The sequence below is a fragment of the Curtobacterium sp. A7_M15 genome (genome assembly GCF_030705415.1).
GTDB lineage: Bacteria > Actinomycetota > Actinomycetes > Actinomycetales > Microbacteriaceae > Curtobacterium.
On the sequence record NZ_JAUZED010000030.1, the window covers coordinates 1 to 17970 of the forward strand.

The 17970-nt window shown below is 72.8% G+C and carries 24 protein-coding genes; 13 read left to right on the top strand and 11 right to left on the bottom strand.

Going from position 1 to position 17970, the window contains the following annotated elements; genetic code table 11:
* Positions 1-43 precede the first annotated feature (43 nt).
* Positions 44-1153, bottom strand: a complete 1110-nt coding sequence (locus Q7F20_RS07650) for an LLM class flavin-dependent oxidoreductase (RefSeq protein WP_305739514.1) — start codon at positions 1151-1153, stop codon at positions 44-46.
* Between the two features lie 99 nt (positions 1154-1252).
* On the opposite strand from Q7F20_RS07650, the gene Q7F20_RS07655 reads away from it, so the two are divergent.
* Positions 1253-2161 (top strand): SDR family oxidoreductase, encoded by a 909-nt coding sequence (locus tag Q7F20_RS07655; RefSeq protein WP_305739515.1) that lies wholly within the window; start codon positions 1253-1255, stop codon positions 2159-2161.
* 50 nt (positions 2162-2211) lie between these two features.
* On the opposite strand, the gene Q7F20_RS07660 is transcribed toward Q7F20_RS07655, so the two are convergent.
* Together Q7F20_RS07660 and Q7F20_RS07665 are read right to left on the bottom strand one after the other, a co-directional pair.
* The gene (locus Q7F20_RS07660; protein WP_305739516.1) at positions 2212-2976 is read right to left on the bottom strand and encodes an SGNH/GDSL hydrolase family protein; all 765 of its coding nucleotides are present in this window, start codon (positions 2974-2976) and stop codon (positions 2212-2214) included.
* A 58-nt stretch (positions 2977-3034) separates the two neighbouring features.
* The gene (locus Q7F20_RS07665; RefSeq protein ID WP_305739517.1) at positions 3035-3823 is read right to left on the bottom strand and encodes an NRDE family protein; all 789 of its coding nucleotides are present in this window, start codon (positions 3821-3823) and stop codon (positions 3035-3037) included.
* A 65-nt stretch (positions 3824-3888) separates the two neighbouring features.
* Here Q7F20_RS07665 and coaBC point away from each other — a divergent pair, with 65 nt between their 5' ends.
* The 8 genes from coaBC (at position 3889) to Q7F20_RS07705 (ending at position 10554) form a co-directional block, all read left to right on the top strand.
* A complete protein-coding gene (gene coaBC, locus Q7F20_RS07670) occupies positions 3889-5142 on the top strand; it encodes a bifunctional phosphopantothenoylcysteine decarboxylase/phosphopantothenate--cysteine ligase CoaBC (protein WP_305739553.1) in 1254 nt (417 codons plus the stop codon).
* 44 nt (positions 5143-5186) lie between these two features.
* The gene (locus Q7F20_RS07675) at positions 5187-5585 is read left to right on the top strand and encodes a hypothetical protein (RefSeq protein ID WP_305739518.1); all 399 of its coding nucleotides are present in this window, start codon (positions 5187-5189) and stop codon (positions 5583-5585) included.
* A 2-nt stretch (positions 5586-5587) separates the two neighbouring features.
* Positions 5588-6361 (top strand): DUF2071 domain-containing protein, encoded by a 774-nt coding sequence (locus Q7F20_RS07680; RefSeq protein WP_305739519.1) that lies wholly within the window; start codon positions 5588-5590, stop codon positions 6359-6361.
* Positions 6358-6792, top strand: coding sequence for a DUF1810 domain-containing protein (locus Q7F20_RS07685; protein WP_305739520.1), 435 nt, complete (start codon positions 6358-6360; stop codon positions 6790-6792). Before Q7F20_RS07680 ends, Q7F20_RS07685 begins: the two co-directional genes overlap by 4 nt.
* 105 nt (positions 6793-6897) lie before the next feature.
* Complete coding sequence (locus Q7F20_RS07690) at positions 6898-7548, top strand: GntR family transcriptional regulator (protein ID WP_305739521.1); 651 nt, start codon at positions 6898-6900, stop codon at positions 7546-7548.
* A gap of 175 nt (positions 7549-7723) precedes the next feature.
* Positions 7724-8185: a MarR family winged helix-turn-helix transcriptional regulator gene (locus Q7F20_RS07695; RefSeq protein ID WP_305739522.1), complete on the top strand. Its 462-nt coding sequence runs from the start codon at positions 7724-7726 to the stop codon at positions 8183-8185.
* Positions 8186-8467: 282 nt separating this feature from the next.
* Complete coding sequence (locus tag Q7F20_RS07700) at positions 8468-9331, top strand: phospholipase (RefSeq protein WP_305739523.1); 864 nt, start codon at positions 8468-8470, stop codon at positions 9329-9331.
* 74 nt (positions 9332-9405) lie between these two features.
* Positions 9406-10554, top strand: a complete 1149-nt coding sequence (locus Q7F20_RS07705) for a low temperature requirement protein A (protein WP_305739524.1) — start codon at positions 9406-9408, stop codon at positions 10552-10554.
* 100 nt (positions 10555-10654) lie between these two features.
* Here Q7F20_RS07705 and Q7F20_RS07710 read toward each other — a convergent pair whose 3' ends face one another.
* From Q7F20_RS07710 to Q7F20_RS07725, 4 genes are all read right to left on the bottom strand, one after another.
* Entirely contained in the window at positions 10655-10963 is a 309-nt protein-coding gene (locus Q7F20_RS07710; RefSeq protein ID WP_305739525.1) for a hypothetical protein, read from the bottom strand.
* On the bottom strand, positions 10960-11592 hold the full coding sequence (locus tag Q7F20_RS07715) for a hypothetical protein (protein WP_305739526.1): 633 nt from the start codon (positions 11590-11592) through the stop codon (positions 10960-10962). Before Q7F20_RS07715 ends, Q7F20_RS07710 begins: the two co-directional genes overlap by 4 nt.
* A complete protein-coding gene (locus Q7F20_RS07720) occupies positions 11589-12143 on the bottom strand; it encodes an RNA polymerase sigma factor (RefSeq protein ID WP_305739527.1) in 555 nt (184 codons plus the stop codon). Before Q7F20_RS07720 ends, Q7F20_RS07715 begins: the two co-directional genes overlap by 4 nt.
* 70 nt (positions 12144-12213) lie before the next feature.
* Positions 12214-12375, bottom strand: a complete 162-nt coding sequence (locus Q7F20_RS07725; protein ID WP_305739528.1) for a hypothetical protein — start codon at positions 12373-12375, stop codon at positions 12214-12216.
* 96 nt (positions 12376-12471) lie between these two features.
* On the opposite strand from Q7F20_RS07725, the gene Q7F20_RS07730 reads away from it, so the two are divergent.
* Positions 12472-13137 carry an MOSC domain-containing protein gene (locus tag Q7F20_RS07730; protein ID WP_305739529.1) on the top strand — a complete coding sequence of 222 codons (666 nt, stop codon included), beginning with the start codon at positions 12472-12474 and terminating at the stop codon, positions 13135-13137.
* An 11-nt stretch (positions 13138-13148) separates the two neighbouring features.
* Here the strand turns inward: Q7F20_RS07730 and Q7F20_RS07735 are convergent, their stop codons facing one another.
* Positions 13149-13532, bottom strand: coding sequence for an MmcQ/YjbR family DNA-binding protein (locus tag Q7F20_RS07735; RefSeq protein ID WP_305739530.1), 384 nt, complete (start codon positions 13530-13532; stop codon positions 13149-13151).
* An 83-nt stretch (positions 13533-13615) separates the two neighbouring features.
* Here Q7F20_RS07735 and Q7F20_RS07740 point away from each other — a divergent pair, with 83 nt between their 5' ends.
* Positions 13616-13915: an excalibur calcium-binding domain-containing protein gene (locus tag Q7F20_RS07740; RefSeq protein WP_305739531.1), complete on the top strand. Its 300-nt coding sequence runs from the start codon at positions 13616-13618 to the stop codon at positions 13913-13915.
* Between the two features lie 9 nt (positions 13916-13924).
* Here the strand turns inward: Q7F20_RS07740 and epsC are convergent, their stop codons facing one another.
* Together epsC and cysK are read right to left on the bottom strand one after the other, a co-directional pair.
* On the bottom strand, positions 13925-14509 hold the full coding sequence (epsC, locus tag Q7F20_RS07745) for a serine O-acetyltransferase EpsC (protein WP_305739532.1): 585 nt from the start codon (positions 14507-14509) through the stop codon (positions 13925-13927).
* Entirely contained in the window at positions 14506-15444 is a 939-nt protein-coding gene (gene cysK, locus Q7F20_RS07750) for a cysteine synthase A (protein WP_305739533.1), read from the bottom strand. The genes epsC and cysK overlap by 4 nt, the downstream gene beginning before the upstream one ends.
* Before the next feature lie 197 nt (positions 15445-15641).
* On the opposite strand from cysK, the gene Q7F20_RS07755 reads away from it, so the two are divergent.
* Together Q7F20_RS07755 and Q7F20_RS07760 are read left to right on the top strand one after the other, a co-directional pair.
* Positions 15642-16391, top strand: coding sequence for a polyprenol monophosphomannose synthase (locus Q7F20_RS07755; protein WP_305739534.1), 750 nt, complete (start codon positions 15642-15644; stop codon positions 16389-16391).
* Entirely contained in the window at positions 16388-16879 is a 492-nt protein-coding gene (locus tag Q7F20_RS07760) for a GtrA family protein (protein ID WP_305739535.1), read from the top strand. The genes Q7F20_RS07755 and Q7F20_RS07760 overlap by 4 nt, the downstream gene beginning before the upstream one ends.
* Before the next feature lie 39 nt (positions 16880-16918).
* Here Q7F20_RS07760 and Q7F20_RS07765 read toward each other — a convergent pair whose 3' ends face one another.
* A complete protein-coding gene (locus Q7F20_RS07765) occupies positions 16919-17956 on the bottom strand; it encodes a dipeptidase (protein WP_305739536.1) in 1038 nt (345 codons plus the stop codon).
* Positions 17957-17970 lie beyond the last annotated feature (14 nt).

The window sequence follows — 17970 nt, forward strand, 5'->3', positions numbered from 1 at the left end:
GCGGCAGGCGCGGCCGGCCGCTGCCGACCGACCCGCCGCGCCCCTACGCGACCGGCGCCGGCACCGCCAGCAGCTCGCGCACCCGCGGCGCGACCTGCGTGCCGTAGAGCTCGATCGACCGCATCATGTCCTCGTGCGGCAACCGCCCCGTCGCGTACCGCATGTCGAACCGCGAGACCCCGAGGATCCGCATGTTCCGCGCGATCTTCCGGGCGACCGTCTCCGGCGACCCGACGTAGAGCGAACCGCCGGCCGAGAGCCCGGCGCGGTAGCCGGCGGCGTCCAGGGGCGGCCAGCCGCGCTCCCGACCGAGCTGGTCGGTGACGGCCTTGTGGTACGGCCAGTAGCGCTCGGCGGCCTCCTCGTCGGTGGCGGCGACGAACCCGGGCGAGTGCATCGCGATCGGCTGCTGCGGCAGGTCGAGCTGTGCGAGCGCCTGGCGGTAGAGCCGCGAGAACGGGGCGAACTGCGCGGGCTGCCCACCGATGATCGCGAGGAAGAGCGGGAGCCCGTAGGACGCCGCACGGATGACGGACTGCGGGGAGCCGCCGACGCCGATCCAGGTCGGGATGGGGCCGTGCTCGAGCTTCGGGTAGACGTCCTGGTCGACGAGCGACGCGCGCTTCGTGCCGGACCAGGTGACCTTGTCGCCCCCGCGGAGGGCCGCCCACAGCTGGAGCTTCTCCTCGAAGAGGACCTCGTAGTCGCTCAGCTCGTAGCCGAACAGCGGGAAGGACTCGGTGAAGGACCCGCGACCGAGGATGACCTCGGCGCGGCCGTCGGAGATCGCGTCGACGGTGGCGAAGCGCTCGTACACGCGGACCGGGTCGTCCGAGGAGAGCACGGTCACGGCGCTGCCCAGACGGATGCGCGAGGTCGAGGCGGCGATCGCGGCGAGGACGACCTCGGGGGCGCTCACGATGAAGTCGGCACGGTGGTGCTCGCCGACGCCGATGAAGTCGAGGCCGACCTGGTCGGCGAGGACGGCCTGCGCGACGACGTCGCGGATGCTCTGCGCGTCGGACTTGACGCTGCCGTCGGGCAGTTCCGTGACGTCGCCGAACGTGTCGAGGCCGAGCTGCACGGGGCCGATCCGCTCGGGTGCGGGCGGCGGCACGTCCGAGGGGCGGTCGGTACCGAATGCGTTGCTCATGGTCTCCTCCACTGACGACCGTCACACAATTCAATGCGTTTGCATTGAATGTACCACGCGGGCACCCGATCCGCACCCGCCGCGAGTAGCGTCACGCCCATGCCGCAGATCCCCGACCAGACCGGCCGCCGCATCGTCGTCACCGGCGCGAACAGCGGAACCGGCAAGGAGACCGCCACCCGCCTCGCCGCCGCCGGCGCCTCCGTCGTGCTCGCCGTGCGGACGATCGCCAAGGGCGAGCAGGCCGCGGCCGACATCCGCGCCGCACACCCCGACGCCGACGTCGAGGTGCGCGAGCTCGACCTCGCCGACCTCGCGAGCGTGCGACGGTTCGCCGCGGGCATCGCCGCCGACGACCGGACGCTCGACGTCCTCGTCAACAACGCCGGGGTGATGGCGCCCCCGAAGCGCTTCGAGACGGTGGACGGCTTCGAGCTGCAGTTCGGCACGAACTTCCTCGGTCCGTTCGCCCTGACGAACCTGCTGCTCCCGACCCTGCTGCGCTCGCCCGACGCCCGGGTCGCGACGATGTCGAGCCTCGCGGCGATCCCCGGCCGGATCCGGTTCGACGACCTGCAGTGGGAGCACGGCTACAACGGCTGGCGGGCCTACGCGCAGTCGAAGCTCGCCGACCTGCTGCTGGCCCTGCACCTGCACCGGCTGTCGGTCGAACTCGACTGGCCGCTCGTGAGCACCGCCGCCCACCCCGGCTACACCCGGACGAACCTGCAGTCGGCGGGTCGGTCGCTCGGCCGCTCGAAGCCGGTCCGCTCGTCGGACCGGGCGCTGCCCTTCACGCAGGACGTCGCGCAGGGCTCCGAGCCGCTGCTCTACGCCGCGGTCGGCCCGAACGCGGTCGGTGGGGCGTACTACGGGCCGTCGGGGCCGTTCGGACTCGTCGGACCGACCACGACCGTGACGATCCCCGGCTCGGCGCGGAAGGCCGACCTGGCCCGGTCCCTCTGGGCCGTGGCCGAGGACCTCACCGGCACCGCACCGCCGGCCTGACGGTCGGGATCGCGGTCCAGGAGGCGCGGCTCACCCCCGCCAGTCGACCGTCAGAACCGCACGTGGTCGCGTTCGAACGCCGCGGTCACCGCCGCCGCGATCGCCCGCTGTCCACGCGCCGTGGGGTGCACGTCGTCGGACTGCATCCACGTCGGGTGCCCCCGCAGCGGTTCACCGATGTCGACGTAGGTGCCACCCTCGCGGGCCAGGGCGTGCCGGAGCGCCCCCGAGATCGACGCGAGCTGCGCGGGCGGGGCGTCCTCGTTCCAGATGGCGCTCAGTCCGATGAGCCGGGCGTGCGGCAGCCGGCGGTGCACCTCGTCGACGACCTGGTCGGTGGCGCTCCGGACGAGGGCGGTGTCGAGGCCGAGGTCGTTCGAGCTCGCCTGCACGACAACGACCTCGGGGCGGAGTCCGATCGCACGCTTGACGATGGTCGCGTAGTCGCTCGCGCAGTCGTCGTCGTCACCGAGGGCGGCCACGCCGGCACCGTCGCACGACAGGTTCGTGAGCGACCAGCCCTGGGCGTCCGCGACGAGGGCCGGCCACGCCTCGGCGGTGGTGAGACCGTGCCCGGCGGTGATCGAGTCACCGACGACCACGACGTCGACGCCCGCGGCGTCGTCCCACGGTCGTGTCGGCTCGGCGGTGGAGCGCGTCCCGGCAGTGCTGTGCGTCCCGACGGGACCGTGCGTCCCGACGGGACCGTGCGTCCCGTCGGCGGCCGCCGGTGGACCCGAGGCGCACGACCCGAGGGAGACGGCCACGACGACGGCCGTGAGGACGGCGAGCACGCTCCGGGTTGCGGTGGTCACGAACGGTGACCGTACGCGCTCCGACCATGACCGGCCGCGCCGTGCGCTGCGGGTGCGCTCAGGCGTGGTGCAGCTCGACCGAACCGTCCAACCGCCCGGGCTCGGTCAGCCGGGCGTGCTGCAGCACGGTGCGCCCGGGTCCCACCGCCGCCGCGACGATCGACAGCGTGGCGACGTGCCCCTCCGCCTCGTGGGCGTCCCGGAGGATCGCGTCCGGGTCGTCCGCGGGCAGCGAGGCCGACTCGGCGAGCAGGCCGAACCAGCCGCCCCACCCGTCGCCGGCGTCGGCACCGGCGTCGGCCGCGCGCAGTTCGTCGAAGGGGCCGAGCACCGGCGGACCGACCGGGGCGCCGACCGCGCGGAAGGCGTCGAGCCAGCGGCCGACGCGCGGCGCAGCGGGGTCGTCCGGTTCGCCGTGCGTGACCATGTGCACGCCGGGGCCGAGCACGGTCGTCCGGACCTCGGTGCCGTCCCAGGTCGTGACCTCGGCGCCGTCGGCCGTCGCCCGGACGAGGTTGAACGCGCGCGTCGTGGGGACCGTGCCGTCGTGACCGGGGAGTGCACCGGTGACCGCGTCGAGCGGGACGACCCCGCGGGTGGTCCAGGTGCCGTCGTCGGTCGGTACCGGTTCGCCACGGTTGAGGACGACCGCGAGGCCGGCCTCGTCGGAGGCCGCGAGCCACGCCCCGCCGGCCGAACGGTCACGGACGCCGCGGACCGACGGGTCACGGTCGGGCCACCAAGCGGCGGGCGGGTCCCACGGACGCTCCGGGGACTCGTCGCGCATGGCGAGCATCGTGACGGGCCACTCGGACCCCGGGTCGACGCGGACGACGACGGTGCACATGGGAACGATCCTCGCACGGGGTCCCGGGTAGCGTGACCGGTGTGAACGCAGCAGCAGAGGGCCGTCTGACCGTCGTCGTCGGGATCACCGGGGGCATCGCAGCGTACAAGGCCGTCGGCGTCGTCCGCGACCTCGTCAAGCGCGGCCACGACGTGCACGTCGTCCCGACCGAGGGCGCACTGCGCTTCGTCGGGCTGCCCACCCTCGAGGCGCTCAGCCGCAACCCCGTCACCACGAGCGTGTTCGACGACGTCGCCGAGGTGCGCCACGTCTCACTCGGGCGCCGGGCAGACCTCGTGGTCGTCGCCCCGGCCACGGCGGATGCCCTTGCCCGGATGACCTCCGGGCTCGCCGGGGACCTGCTCGGCACGACGCTGCTCGCGACGGAGGCACCCGTCGTCGTGGCGCCCGCGATGCACCCGCAGATGTGGGAGCACCCGGCGACCCGGGCGAACGTCCAGACCCTGCGGGACCGCGGCGTCCGGTTCGTCGGCCCCGTGGTCGGGGCCCTGACGGGCGACGACGCCGGGATCGGTCGGATGGCGGAGCCCGAGGACATCGTGGCCGGTGCACTCGCCGTACTGCAGCGCGGGACGGAAGCGGACGGCACCGGCACCGGTACCGGCACCGGAGCCCGTGGCGAACTCGGCGACCTCGCCGGCGTCCGCGTCGTCGTGAGCGCCGGCGGCACACGGGAGCCCTTCGACCCGGTCCGCTTCGTCGGCAACCGCTCGAGCGGCCGCCAGGGCGTCGCGATCGCCGCCGAGGCCGCGCGACGCGGCGCCGACGTGACGCTCGTGAGCGCGAACGTCGAGGCGTCCCTCACCGCCGGGCTCGACGCGACCGTCGTCCCCGTCGGTTCTGCCCTGGAGCTGGCCGACGCGGTGCAGGCCGCTTCCGCCGACGCCGACGTCGTCGTGATGACCGCTGCCGTCGCCGACTACCGCCCGTCAGAGGTGCGAGCCGACAAGCTCAAGAAGGAGGCGCAGGGCGACACCATGACGCTCGAGCTGGTGCGCAATCCCGACGTCCTCGCCGACCTCGTCGCGTCCCGTCGGACCGGGCAGATCATCGTCGGCTTCGCGGCGGAGACCGAACCCGACCGCGCCGCACGCATCGAGCTCGGCCGCGCCAAGATCGCCCGGAAGCCGGCCGACCTGCTCGTCGTGAACCACGTCGGCTGGTCGGCGGGGTTCGAACGCGAGGAGAACGCCGTCGAGGTACTCGTCCCCGGCGGCGAGGTGGTCCGCGAGGCGTCCGGCAGCAAGACCGACGTGGCGACCGTCGTCCTCGACCTCGTCGCCACTGCCCTGACCTGAGCGCTCCCCGAGTGTCCCGGGCGCACCACGGGCACCATGGGGACATGCGACGACGCGAGCGCGAACGACGCGCCACCCGGACGGCCGCCCTCCTCGCCGTCCTGCTGGGCGGGGCCGGCGTCACCCACTTCCTGCGGCCGACCGGCTACGACCGGATCGTCCCGGACGCCCTCCCGAAGCGCCTGACCACCCTGGCGTCCGGCGCCGCCGAGCTCGGCATCGCGACCGGCCTGGCGATCCCCGCCACGCGCCGTGCTGCGGGCTGGGCCGCCGCCGTGCTCTTCCTCGCCGTCTTCCCGGCGAACGTGAAGATGGCGGACGACCTGCTCGACAGCCCGCGGTCGACGCGCGCGATGCGGCTCGTCTCGGTGCTCCGCCTGCCGCTGCAGGCACCCCTCGTCGCCTGGGCCGTGCGCGTCGGTCGGCACGCGCCACGACGGTGACCGTGCCCGCGCGGGACCGGGCGGCGGTCGCCCTGCTGCATCGCCCGGTGACGGTGCACGCCTGGGAGGACGTCGTCTTCGCGCACTGGCGCCACGAGCCCGCGTCCCTCGCTCGACTGGTGCCCCGCGGCACCCGCCCCGACGTCGTCGACGGGAGTGCGTGGGCCGGTCTCACGGCGTACGTCTTCCGCGAGACGCGGGTGCCGCCGTTCCCGCCGTCGGGACGACTCGGATCGATGACCGAGGTGACCGTCGAGGTGCTCACCGTCGACGACCGCGGCCGCCGCGGGGTCGCCTACCGCACGGTCGACACCGCGAACGTCCCCGCGATCGTCGCCGCCCACACCCTGCTCGGGGTGCCGTACACGTTCGCGCACGCGCGGGCACGTCGTCGTGGCGACACGCTGTCCTACCGATCGGTCCGGCACCCGGCACGGTCGCTGCAACCGGCCCGGTCGCTGCTCCGCTCCCCGCGGTTGCGCGGTCGGCCGCGCCACGACGCCACGGTCCGGGTCGTGGTCGGCGATGTCGTCGACGACCAGCTGGCGACGGACCTCACGACCCGGCAGGGGATCCACGCCCGGCACCTCGCCCAGACGCTGTTCTGGCAGCGCCAGCACGAGCCGCTGACGATCCGGTCGGCTCGCCTCGAGCGCCTCGGCGGCGACCTGCCGGACGCCGTCGGGATGCCCGGGCTCCTCGACCGCGAACCCGACTCGCTGCTCGTCGTGGACGGCACGACCGTCCGGTACGCCTGGGGGGACGTGGTCCGGTGAACGACGACCCTCACGACCTCGACCGGTTCGTCCGTGCGCAACAGGGCACGTACGAGACCGCGCTCGCCGAGCTCCGCAGCGGCCGGAAGTCCTCGCACTGGATGTGGTTCGTGTTCCCGCAGCTGAGCGGACTCGGCCGCTCGCCGACCGCGCAGCGCTACGCACTGGACGGCGTCGACGAGACGCGGGCCTACCTCGCCCACCCCGCCCTCGGGCCGCGGTTGCTCGAGGCGACCAGCGCGGCGGGGACCGCTCCCGCCCGGACCGCCGACGAGCTGCTCGGCGGCGTCGACGCGCTGAAACTCCGGTCGTCCATGACGCTCTTCGCAGCGGCCGCCGACGACCCCGGACCGTTCCGGGCCGTCCTCGACCGCTGGTACGGCGGCACCGAGGACCCGGTCACCATCCGGCTGCTCCACCCCCACGACTGACACGCTGCCGACCGACAGGGACACCGTTCACATATCAGGTACGGTGAACCGTGCGTCCACACCGACCGGTGGGGCGACCGCGCGCCACGATCCCGGAGGAACCCCATGCCGGTCCCCAGCAGTGCACCGACCGAGCACCAGCTGCTCCGCGACACCGTCCGGCTCAAGATCCACGCGGCCATCATGGACGGCACGCTCGAACCCGGGGAGCGGCTCAACGACGACGAGCTCATCGCCTGGCTGGGCGTCTCCCGCACCCCGATCCGCGAAGCCCTCAGCCAGCTCGCGCGCGCCGGACTCATCGAGATGGCGCCGAACCGGTACACCCGGGTCACCACACCGGACCCGGCCGAGGTGGTCGAGGCACTGCAGACCCTGGGCGTCCTGTTCGGCGGGGTCGTCCGGCTGGCGGTCCCCCGGCTCGGTGCGAGCGCGAAGAAGAAGATCCTCGCCCAGCTCGACGCCACGATCGCGGACTACGAGTCGCACGACGTCGCGGCGGTGAACCGTGACGCACTCGCGGTGTTCGCCCGCTACGTCGAGGAGTGCGGCAACGAGAACCTCCAGCGCGTCTGCCGGGACACCATGGACGGTCTCGCCTTCCGACTGCGACTGCCGAACCTCGACGAACTCGTCGACTGGGACCAGATGGCCGCCGACTTCCGCCGCCTGCGCGAGGCCACCGCGTCCGGGGACAACATCGAGGCGGAGCTCGCGACCGAGGCGATCCACCTGCTCCCCGGCGAGAAACGCTGACTCCACCTGAGTCGCCGTACAGGAACGTGCCCGTCCCGCCCTCGCGAGTGGGGCACGCGCCGTTCCCGATGGTCTGCGTCGACGCGCTGCGAGCGGGCCGGACGCTCACGGTCACTCGCCCCGACGAGCCGGTAGCATCGCCCCGACCACCCCGTCGAGCGACCCGGAGCACCACATGAGCCACCGCCAGCCGGACCGTACCGAGATCGCCGCGCGCCTCGCCGCAGCGGTCGGCCGCATCAACCGGCGGGCCCGCTCGGACTCGGCTTCGCTCGGGTACGGCCTCGTCTCGGCCCTCGCGACCATCCAGCGCGACGGACCCCTGCGCCCGGGCGACCTGTCGCGGATCGAGGTCGTCACGAAGCCGACGATGACCCGGATCCTCACCGAGCTCGAGCAGCGCGGGTTCATCGAGCGTGAAGCGGACCCCCGGGACGGCCGGGCGTTCATGGTGACCGCCACTCCCGAGGGCGTCGCGGCCGTCGAGGAAGCCCGGTCGACGCGCACCGGCATCGTCGCCGAGCTCATCGCCGACCTGCCCGAAGCCGACGTCGACGCGATCGCCGCGGCACTCGACGCCCTCGAACGCGTCGCGCAGGGCGAGCGCGTCCAGGAAGCTCACACCTCCCGGGCCTGATCAAGCCGTTACCGAACCGTTACCAACGGGTGGACGGACGGTTCTGCCAGACAAACTGGACGGTGCGCTCAGCAACACCGGTCAGGGTGGCGGCTTCGCCCAGCGGCGGCCACCCCACGGTCGCCCGTCGGCGGACGGACGGGCCCCACACCACCGTCCGGTCCTCCCCCGGCTCGCGAACTCCCGACGACGGTCCCCCGGACGCCCGCACCCCTGCGCGCTCCCCACCCCGCGCGCACCGTCCCGAGTCACGCACCACGAGCCGGCCGACCACCGGAATCGATGACAGGACGCAACACCGAACTGCCCACCACCACCGCCTCGACCCGACGTGAGGCCCTGGACTCCCCCAACCGCCGCCTCCGCCGCGCGCTCCGCCGCCCCGCCACGCTCATCGTGGGCGGGGCCGCGGTCCTCGCGGTCGCCGGAGGCATCGCCACCGTCGGCACCCAACCCGCGATCGGCGAGGCCCTCGGCATGCCGACCGCCAGCGCGACCGCTGCGCCGGCACTCGCCGGGACCGCGCTCGACCGTGCCCAGGCGGCGGCGACCATCGCCACCGCCGAGACGATCGCCGACTCCGCCAACGAGAAGACCGACACCCGCGTCCTCGAGCGCCGCATCGACGCACTCGACGACTACCGGAAGCTCTCCGGTGCGGCGCTCACCTCGCGGATCTCCTCGACGGTCGCCGCCACGACGGCGGTCGCGGACGCCAGCGCCGCACAGGACAAGCGGGACGCCGACGCGAAGGCCGCCGCTGCCGCCGCAGCGAAGCGTGCCGCCCAGGAGCGGGCAGCCGCCGCCGAGGCCGCGCGCGCGCAGGCCGCCGCGAACACCGTCGCCGGCGCGAAGTCGACCGCGAGCTCGATGGCGTCGTCGAAGTACGGCTGGGGTTCCGACCAGTTCCAGTGCCTCGACAGCCTCTGGACCAAGGAGTCCGGCTGGAACTACCAGGCCGTGAACGCGAACGGCGGCGCGACGGGCATCCCGCAGGCACTCCCCGGCTCGAAGATGGCCACGGTCGGCTCGGACTGGCAGACCAACGCGACCACCCAGATCACCTGGGGTCTGCAGTACATCAGCGACGCGTACGGTACCCCGTGCGCCGCGTGGTCGCACTCGCAGGCGTCGAACTTCTACTGAGCCGACGGCGGCACGGAACGACGAACGGCCCCGGGTCCTGCACCCGGGGCCGTTCGTCGTGTAGGCATACCCAGGTGACCACCATCGGACTCCGCCGCATGGCACCCCGGGACCCGACCGAGGGACACCGCGCCGCCAGCCCCCTCGAGCTCCTCTTCGACCTCGTCTTCGTGGTCGCCGTCGGGTTCGCCGCGACGAACCTGCACGAGATCGAGGTCGAGGGACACGTCTCGTCGGCCGTCCTCGCCTACGCCTTCGTCTTCTTCGCGATCTGGTGGGCGTGGATCAACTTCACCTGGTTCGCCACCTCGTTCGACACCGACGACTGGCTCTACCGCGTCATGACCTTCGTGCAGATGGCCGGGGTGCTCGTGCTCGCGGCCGGGGTGCACGCCGCGATGGTCGAGGGATCGACCACGGTCGTCGTGCTCGGGTACGTGATCATGCGGCTCGCCCTGGTCGGGCAGTGGCTCCGGGTCGCCGCGTCGTCGCCGGAGTACCGGCGGACCGCGCTCCGGTACGCCGGCGGCATCGTCGTCGTCCAGGTGCTCTGGGTCCTCGCGATCCTGCTGCCGGACGACGTCGCCTGGGGCGTGGTCCCGGTGCTCATCCTGCTCGAGGTCCTCGTGCCGCCCTTCGCCGAGGCCGGCACGCGGACGACCCCGTGGCACACCCGGCACATCGCGGAGCGGTACTCCCTCTTCACGCTCATCGTCCTGGGCGAGGGGCTCGTGGCGTCGGCGAACGCGGTCATCGACGGCATCGCGCACGCCGAGCACCTCGGCTCGCTCCTCGTGCTCGCCGCGTGCGGACTCGTGATCGTCGCCGGACTCTGGTGGATCTACTTCTCCCGCGAGCAGCACGACCACATCCGGTCGCTGCCGACCGCGCTGGTGTTCGGGTACGGGCACTACCTCGTGTTCGCCGCCGCCGGGGCACTCCCGGCGGGGATCGAGGTCGCGGTGAGCGCGGACGCGGGCGAGGCGGACCTGTCGCACGCGTCGGTCGCCGCCACGATCGCCGTGCCGGTCGCGCTGTTCGTGCTGTCGATCTGGGCCCTGGCACTCCGCCCCTCCCTCAGCCTCGGATGGAACGTCGTCGTCGTGGCACTCGCGCTCGCGGTGCTCGCGAGCATCGCCGTGCCGACGGTGTCCCTCGTGGCGACGGCACTGCTCGTCGCCGCGGTGGTCGTCGTGCTCGAGGTGGCCGACCGGCGGCCGTGACCCGCGGGCCGAGGTCCGCAGGGCACTGACGGTGACCCGCTGACGGACGGGAGGCGCGGTGCGGGCCCGTCCCGTGCCTCCCGAGCCGCGGGTGGTCCCGTCAGCCGACGCGCGCGATCCGCACGTCGACCCGGCTCAGCGCCAGACCGTGTTCGGTCGCCGCGGCGAGCGCCGCGAGGTGCGCCGCACGTGCCGTCTCGGGTGCCGGCACGGACCCGTCGGTGCCGATCACGATGCGGAGCACGTCGTCGTCGAGCACCACGCGTGCGACCGTGGTGCGGGTCGCCAGGTTCTTGGCGGCACCGACCGCGCTGCCGAGCGTCGGGCGAGCCCGGTAGAGCTCCGCGACACCGGGGACCGCGACGACCGCTGCCTCGATCGCGGCGAAGGTCTCGTCGTGGCTGCTCATGCTCGGTCCTCCTCGGCGTCGTGGCCGTGCTCGCCGTCGGACGGTGGCAGCAGGTCGCGCACCACGACGTCGACGGACTCGACGAACAGGTCGGTCTCGGTCGCCAGCACCTCGGCCCCGGCCTCGCGGATCGCCGAGGCGACGCGCTGGATCTGCGACCCTGCGCGGACGGCGATCTCGACCACGATGCGCACCGGTGCGCCGAGCTCGGTGACGTCCCCCTCGAGCGTGCAGCGCGCGATGAGGGCGTCGGGCACGGCGTCGCCGGCGGTCCGGACGAGCGAGCGGATGGCGCCCTCGGTCATCACCGGGCGCTCGGTCGGTGCCGCCGGGCGGAGCGGTACGTCGCGGCCGGCACGCGCCTCGAGCGAGATGTTGGCGAGCACGCCGCTGATCCACGACTCGTCGGCCGGCGCCTCCCGTTCGGCGGCGGCCTCGAGCGAGCCGAGCGAGGACTGCCGGAGCCGCACGATCGCGGCGAGCGCGTTCTGGCACGCCGGGGACTGGTCGATGCTGGGGTCGGCCGGCTGCATGCCGGCGTCGAGGTAGTCGGCCAACTCGTCGATCGTGTGGCCGTCGAGGTCCTCGGGTTCGAGGGAGTCGAGCCGGACGGGATCGGGTTCGGTCATCGCCATCCCTCCATGAGACGGATCATGTTCTTGCGCGCCCGGGAGAGGAGTCCGCGGACGGTCGAGGGCGGGAGGTCCAGTTCCTCCGCGATGGCCTCGTACGAGTACTCGAGCACTTCCTTCATGATCCACGTCCGGCGCTGTGCCTCGGGGAGTTCCGCGAGTGCCGTCTCGACCGCTTCCTCGCGGGAGCGGGCCTCGGCGACGCGTTCGGGCGCGTCGTGCGCGGGTGCCTCCACCTCGAGCTCGGTGACGTCGTCGTGGAACCGTCGGGCCCGGATGCGGTCGATGCACTTCCGGCTGAGGATGCGCATGAGCCACGCCTTGACCCGGGCACCGTCCTGGAGCGTGTCGAGCTGGTTCCAGGCCGTGATGAACGTCTCCTGCACGACGTCGTCGAGTTCGTCGGTCGAGCCGAGAGTTCGGCGCGCGTAGGCACGGAGGAGCGGGGTGTGGCGCCGGATGAGGACCTCGAACGCCCGGACGTCGCCGTCGGACGATCGACCAGCGAGGACGGCGTCGTCGAGGTCGGTGAGGGGCTGGTGGTGCACGCTTTCCTTCTACTGGGGTCGGGTCGGGGGTTCCTGAGTGCGGCCGGGTCCGGCAGCTGCCGTCTCGTCGCTAGCGGGCGTGGGCCGGGTGGCCGTGCGCGCGGCGGACCTTCATCGGGCCGACGGGCCGTGCGGCCAGCGAGCGGACGCGTGCCTGCGCCAGGACGTGCTCGTGCCCGACCCGGACGAGCGCGGTGGTCACGATGGCTGCTGCGGGTGTGGTGTCGGTCATGTCGGGTTCCTCCAACCGGGTGCTCACCTATGGGACGGACCGGACGCCCGGATCGTCACACTTCTGCGCGGTCGAGTTCTGCGGCATGGTGGTCACATGCCCCTCGTCACCGCCGTCTGCCGTGTCGACCGTCTGCTGCCCGACTCCGGCACCATCGGGGTCACCGCGATCGACAAGCGCCCCGTCGAGGGCCCTGTCCGGGTCCGCCCGCTCGGGCTGTACGCCGACGTGCAGGCGGACCGGAAGCACCACGGCGGCGAGGACCAGGCGGTGTACGCCTACGCCGACGAGGACGCGGCGTACTTCGCGCAGCTGCTCGACCGCGAGGTCCCGCCGGGGCTCTTCGGCGAGAACCTGCGCACCACGGGTGTCGACGTCACCGGGGCCGTGACCGGGGAGCGCTGGCGGATCGGCGAGACCCTCGAGCTCGAGGTCACGATCCCGCGGATCCCCTGCGGCACCTTCGCCCGCCGGATGCGGGTGGACAAGTGGGTCAAGCGGTTCACGGAGGAAGGTCGCCCCGGTGCCTACCTCCGCGTGGTGCGGTCCGGACCCGTGTCCGCCGGCGACCCGGTCGTCGTCACCCATCGACCGGACCACGGTGTCACGATCGGTCAGGTCTTCGCCGGGTTGACGCCCGAGCAGGCCCGGGCGGTGCTGGCGTCTGGGCACGGCACGGGGCCGGGTGGCCCGGGGACGGGCGGGCTCGCGCCGAAGGTCGTCCGCGACGTGTCGAAGGTGCTCGCGCGCGCGTCCGCGTGAGCGCGCTGCGGTCAGTCCTGCTGCGTCCGTCGCACGGGGTCGATCGGCCGCTTCGCCTGCGGCAGCTTCGCCACGACGAGGTCGTACGCGTTGCCGACGAGGTCCTCCACCAGGGTCTCGTCGATGCCGTCCCCGGGTGACAGCGTGATCCAGTGCTGCTTGTTCATGTGCCAGCCGGGGGTGATCTCGGCGTGGTCGCGCACCAGGGCGGCTCCGTGGGGTGGAGCGCACTTGAGGTTCACGATCGGCACGCCGCGGAGCTCGGACGTCATCACGAACATCTTGCCGACGACCTTGTAGACGAGCGCTCCCTCGCCGAAGGGCTGGGTCTCCGCCACCGCCGGCAGTGCCATCGCGGTGCGGATCGCGACCTCGTGCAGCGTCTCGCCGTCCATCGCCCCAGCATGCACCGGACCGCCGACGGTGCACCTCGTTCTGGGGTACACCGGGACCTCGGCATGCGAACTATCCTCAGGCCGTGCACATCACCCGAACCCTCAGCATCGCCGCCGCCACCGCCGTGCTCGCCGCGACCGCCGTCGTCGGTGGCGCCTCGACCGCGCAGGCCGCCCCCACCGTCTACAAGAACTGCACCGCCGTGCAGAAGGTGTACTCGGGCGGGATCGCGAAGAAGTCCGTCACGAAGAACCGCGTCACCTCGAAGGGCAAGGTGACGTACCGGGCACTCAAGGGCACGGTGAAGAAGGACGACGCGCTCTACGCGGCGAACAAGAAGCTGGACGCCGACGGCGACGGGATCGCCTGCGAGAAGAGCTGACCGGACCGTTCAGAGGGGCGGGACGCCCTCGTGGCCCGAGCGTGGGCGAGCCGTCCCGGCGACGCCCGTCACGACCGACCCCGGTGGGACGTCCTTCGTCACCACGGTGTTCGCCCCGACGACGGAGTCCGCGCCGACCGTGATGGCGCCGATGAGCGACGACCCGGCACCGAGCACGACCCGGTCCCCCACCGCCGGGTGCCGACGCGCCCCCGGCCCGTGGTCGCCCCCACGGCCGCCGAGGGTCACCCCGTGGAAGAGCACGACGTCGTCCCCGACCACCGCGGTCTCCCCGATGACGACCCCCATGCCGTGGTCGATGAAGAACCGGCGGCCGATGCGGGCACCGGGGTGGATCTCGATGCCGGTGACCGACCGGGCGACCTGCGCGACGACCCGGGCGACGAACCGCGAACCCGGCAGGTGCTCGGCGATCCAGAGCCGGTGCGTCAGCCGGTACGTCCAGACGGCGTGCAGCCCCGAGTACACGATCGCGTTCTCGAGGTCCCCACGGGACGCCGGGTCACCGCGACGTGCTGCGGCCAGGTCCTCCCGGACGGTCCGCAGCACGCCTCGTCGGACGGGACGACTCACGCAGTGAGTCCCTCGAAGAGGACCGTCGACAGGTAGCGCTCACCGGTGTCGCACACGATCGCGACGACCCGCTTGCCCGCGTTCTCCGGACGTGCGGCGATCTCGACGGCCGCGTGGATGATCGCGCCGGACGAGATGCCCGCGAGGATGCCCTCCTGCGTGCCGAGGTCGCGGGCGACCCGGAGCGCGTCGTCCAGCTCGACGTCGAACACCTCGTCGATGACCGAACGGTCGAGGACCTCGGGGACGAAGTTCGCCCCGATGCCCTGGATCTTGTGCGGACCGGCCTTGCCCTCGGTCAGCAGCGGCGAGTCCTTCGGCTCGACCGCGACGATGTGGACACCGGGCACGCGCTCCTTGAGGACCTGGCCGACGCCCGTGATCGTGCCGCCCGTGCCGACGCCCGCGACGAACACGTCGACGTGCCCCTCGGTGTCGCGGAGGATCTCCTCCGCCGTCGTCTTCCGGTGGATGGCCGCGTTCGCCGGTGTCTCGAACTGGTGCGCGAGGATCGCGCCGGGCGTCTCGGCGACGATCTGCTCCGCCTTCGACACCGCGCCCTTCATGCCCTCCGACCCCGGGGTGAGGACGATCTCGGCGCCGTACGCACGGATGAGGGCCCGACGCTCGACGCTCATCGTCTCGGGCATCGTGATGACGACCCGGTACCCACGAGCAGCACCGACGAGCGCGAGCGCGATGCCGGTGTTGCCAGAGGACCCCTCGACGATCGTCCCGCCCGCCTGCAGCTCGCCGGACTCCTCGGCCGCGTCGATGATCGCGACGCCGAGCCGGTCCTTCACGCTCGCGCCGGGGTTGTAGAACTCGAGCTTCGCCAGGATCTCGGCGCCGCCCTCCTCCGGGAGGCGGTTCAGCCGGACCAGTGGCGTGTTCCCGAACGCCTGCGAGATGTTGTCGTGGATCGTGCCGCTCATCGGTACCGTCCTCTTCCGGTCAGGTCTCGTGCCTCCGTCAGCGGTGGCACGGCGTGCGCTGCGATCCTAGCGACGGGAGCCCTGGAGGTGCTGCCCCGTGACGCGCGCTGCGCACCGGGCGTACGCCGCTGCTCCCGCCGGTTGCGACATAAAAATAACGCATGTAGGATATTGGCAGACCGCTGATCGGAGCTGCCATGACCGCTGACGACCGCCGCGTGATCGTCATCATCCCCACCTACGACGAACGCGAGAACCTCGAACGGATCGTCGCCCGGGTGACCACCTCGACCCCCGACGTGCACGTCCTGGTCGTCGACGACGCGAGCCCCGACGGGACCGGTGCCGTCGCCGACCGGCTCGCCGCGGACGACACCCGGATCAACGTCCTGCACCGGTCGGTGAAGGACGGTCTGGGTGGGGCGTACCTGGCCGGCTTCGCGTGGGCGCTCGACCGCGGGTACGACGTCCTCGTGGAGATGGACGCCGACGGGTCCCACCAGCCCGAACAGCTGCACCGCTTGCTCCGGGCCTCCGCCGACGGTGCCGACTTCGTGATCGGTTCCCGATGGGTCCCCGGCGGCAGCGTCGTGAACTGGCCGTGGCACCGTGTCCTGCTCTCCCGTGGTGGCTCCCTGTACTCGCGGATCGCGCTCGGTGTCGGCGTCCGCGACCTCACCGGCGGGTACCGGGCCATCCGCGCGACGACGGCGGAGCGGCTGCTCGCCGACGGCATCCAGTCGGCGGGGTACTGCTTCCAGGTGGACCTCGCGTGGCGCGCCCTGCGGTCCGGCGCGGTCGTCACCGAGGTCCCGATCACCTTCGTGGAGCGCGAGCGCGGCGAGTCGAAGATGTCCGGCTCGATCGTGGTCGAGGCGCTGCTCCGGGTGACCGGGTGGGGACTGACGCGGCTCTTCCACCCGCAGCGTCTGCGTGCCGCACGATGAGGGCCTTCGTCCTCCAGGCGCTCCGGTTCCTCGGCGTCGGTGGGGTCTCCTACGTGGTCGACACCGGCCTGTTCAACCTCCTCCTGCTCGCGGACGTCGAGTCCGTCACCGCCAAGACCCTGTCCACCGCCGTGGCGATCGTGGTGTCGTACGTCGGCAACCGGTGGTTCACGTTCCGGGCGTCGAGCGCCGTCGCCACCCGGGGCGAGGCGGCGCGCCAGGTGGTGTCGTTCCTCGCGGTCAACCTCGTCGCCGGCGCGATCGGCATCGGGTGCCTCTGGGCGTCGCGCACCCTGCTCGGGTTCGAGAGCGCGCTCGCGGACAACATCGCGGCGAACGTCGTGGGCGTCGGGCTCGGGATGGTCGTCCGGTTCGTGCTCTACCGGGCCGTCGTGTTCCGGTCGGCTCGCGTCGTCGCGCCGGATGGCGCTGCCCCGGTGGCGGTGCCTGAGTCGGAGCCGATGGTCACGGCAGAGCGCGCGGCCTGATCCGCCCACGACCTCCCGCACGCACCGACGGTTCTCGCGTCAGCGCACGAGCGCCGTCCGCGCGAACCGCTCGTCCGTCGCCGCGAGCACCCGCAGCACGTTGCCCCCGGCGAGTGCCCGCAGGTCCTCCGCGCCCCAGCCACGACGCCGCAGCTCCTCCGCCAGCACCGGGTACCGCGACACGTCCCGCAGGTCCGGCGGGAGCACGGGCGTCCCGTCGTAGTCGCCGCCGAGCCCGATGTGCGCCACACCGGCCACCTCGCGCGCGTGCTCCACGTGGTCCGCCACGTCCGACACCGTCACGACCGGGGGCTCGCCGACGGAACCGGCGTCCTCCCACTCGGCCCACGCCCGGGACACGAACTTCGGCACGAAGGTGATCATCACCACGCCGCCGTTGTCGCGCAGTCGGGCGAGCACGTCGTCCGGGACGTTCCGCGGGTGGTCGTTCACCGCGATCGTCGACGAGTGGCTGAACACGACGGGCTGCGTGGCGACGTCGAGGGTGTCGCGCATGGTGTCCGGCGAGGTGTGGGACAGGTCGACGAGCATCCCGATCCGCTCCATCTCGGCCACGACCTCGCGCCCGCGGTCGGTCAGACCGCCGTGCGGGTGTGATCCGGTGGCCGAGTCGGCCCAGGGGGTGTCGTCGTTGTGCGTGAGGGTCATGTACCGGACGCCGAGCCGCGCGAAGTCGCGGAGCACCGCCAGGTCGTCACCGATCGAGTGGCCGCCCTCGGCGCCGAGGAGCGAGGCGATCCGCCTGGCGTCGACGGCCGCGACGACCTCGGCCGCGGTCCGTGCGAGCGTGAGGGACTCCGGGTACCGCTCGATGATCCGGTGCGCCAGGTCGACCTGCTGCAGCGTCGCACGGACGGGATCCGGGACGTCGGTCGGGACGAACACCGACCAGAACTGCCCGACGACGCCGCCGGCCCGGAGCTTGGGCAGGTCGGTGTGCAGGGACGCCTGCTCGGAGTCGATGCCGTCGACCCCGGACCCGTGGGTCTCCCGACGCTCCCACGGCAGGTCGTTGTGTCCGTCGATGACCGGGAACGGGAGCGCGTCGAACGTCATGTCACCGACGCTAC

What these genes read in the sequence shown, in the direction of transcription:
- Q7F20_RS07760 (WP_305739535.1), top strand. Translation starts at nt 16,388, where the DNA reads ATGAGGGCCTTCGTCCTCCAGGCGCTCCGGTTCCTCGGCGTCGGTGGG.
- Q7F20_RS07690 (WP_305739521.1), top strand. Translation starts at nt 6,898, where the DNA reads ATGCCGGTCCCCAGCAGTGCACCGACCGAGCACCAGCTGCTCCGCGAC.
- cysK (WP_305739533.1), bottom strand. Translation starts at nt 15,444, where the DNA reads ATGAGCGGCACGATCCACGACAACATCTCGCAGGCGTTCGGGAACACG.
- Q7F20_RS07665 (WP_305739517.1), bottom strand. Translation starts at nt 3,823, where the DNA reads ATGTGCACCGTCGTCGTCCGCGTCGACCCGGGGTCCGAGTGGCCCGTC.
- Q7F20_RS07715 (WP_305739526.1), bottom strand. Translation starts at nt 11,592, where the DNA reads ATGACCGAACCCGATCCCGTCCGGCTCGACTCCCTCGAACCCGAGGAC.
- Q7F20_RS07755 (WP_305739534.1), top strand. Translation starts at nt 15,642, where the DNA reads ATGACCGCTGACGACCGCCGCGTGATCGTCATCATCCCCACCTACGAC.
- Q7F20_RS07710 (WP_305739525.1), bottom strand. Translation starts at nt 10,963, where the DNA reads ATGAGCAGCCACGACGAGACCTTCGCCGCGATCGAGGCAGCGGTCGTC.
- Q7F20_RS07725 (WP_305739528.1), bottom strand. Translation starts at nt 12,375, where the DNA reads ATGACCGACACCACACCCGCAGCAGCCATCGTGACCACCGCGCTCGTC.
- Q7F20_RS07695 (WP_305739522.1), top strand. Translation starts at nt 7,724, where the DNA reads ATGAGCCACCGCCAGCCGGACCGTACCGAGATCGCCGCGCGCCTCGCC.
- Q7F20_RS07655 (WP_305739515.1), top strand. Translation starts at nt 1,253, where the DNA reads ATGCCGCAGATCCCCGACCAGACCGGCCGCCGCATCGTCGTCACCGGC.
- Q7F20_RS07700 (WP_305739523.1), top strand. Translation starts at nt 8,468, where the DNA reads ATGACAGGACGCAACACCGAACTGCCCACCACCACCGCCTCGACCCGA.
- Q7F20_RS07650 (WP_305739514.1), bottom strand. Translation starts at nt 1,153, where the DNA reads ATGAGCAACGCATTCGGTACCGACCGCCCCTCGGACGTGCCGCCGCCC.
- Q7F20_RS07765 (WP_305739536.1), bottom strand. Translation starts at nt 17,956, where the DNA reads ATGACGTTCGACGCGCTCCCGTTCCCGGTCATCGACGGACACAACGAC.
- Q7F20_RS07675 (WP_305739518.1), top strand. Translation starts at nt 5,187, where the DNA reads ATGCGACGACGCGAGCGCGAACGACGCGCCACCCGGACGGCCGCCCTC.
- Q7F20_RS07730 (WP_305739529.1), top strand. Translation starts at nt 12,472, where the DNA reads ATGCCCCTCGTCACCGCCGTCTGCCGTGTCGACCGTCTGCTGCCCGAC.
- Q7F20_RS07735 (WP_305739530.1), bottom strand. Translation starts at nt 13,532, where the DNA reads ATGGACGGCGAGACGCTGCACGAGGTCGCGATCCGCACCGCGATGGCA.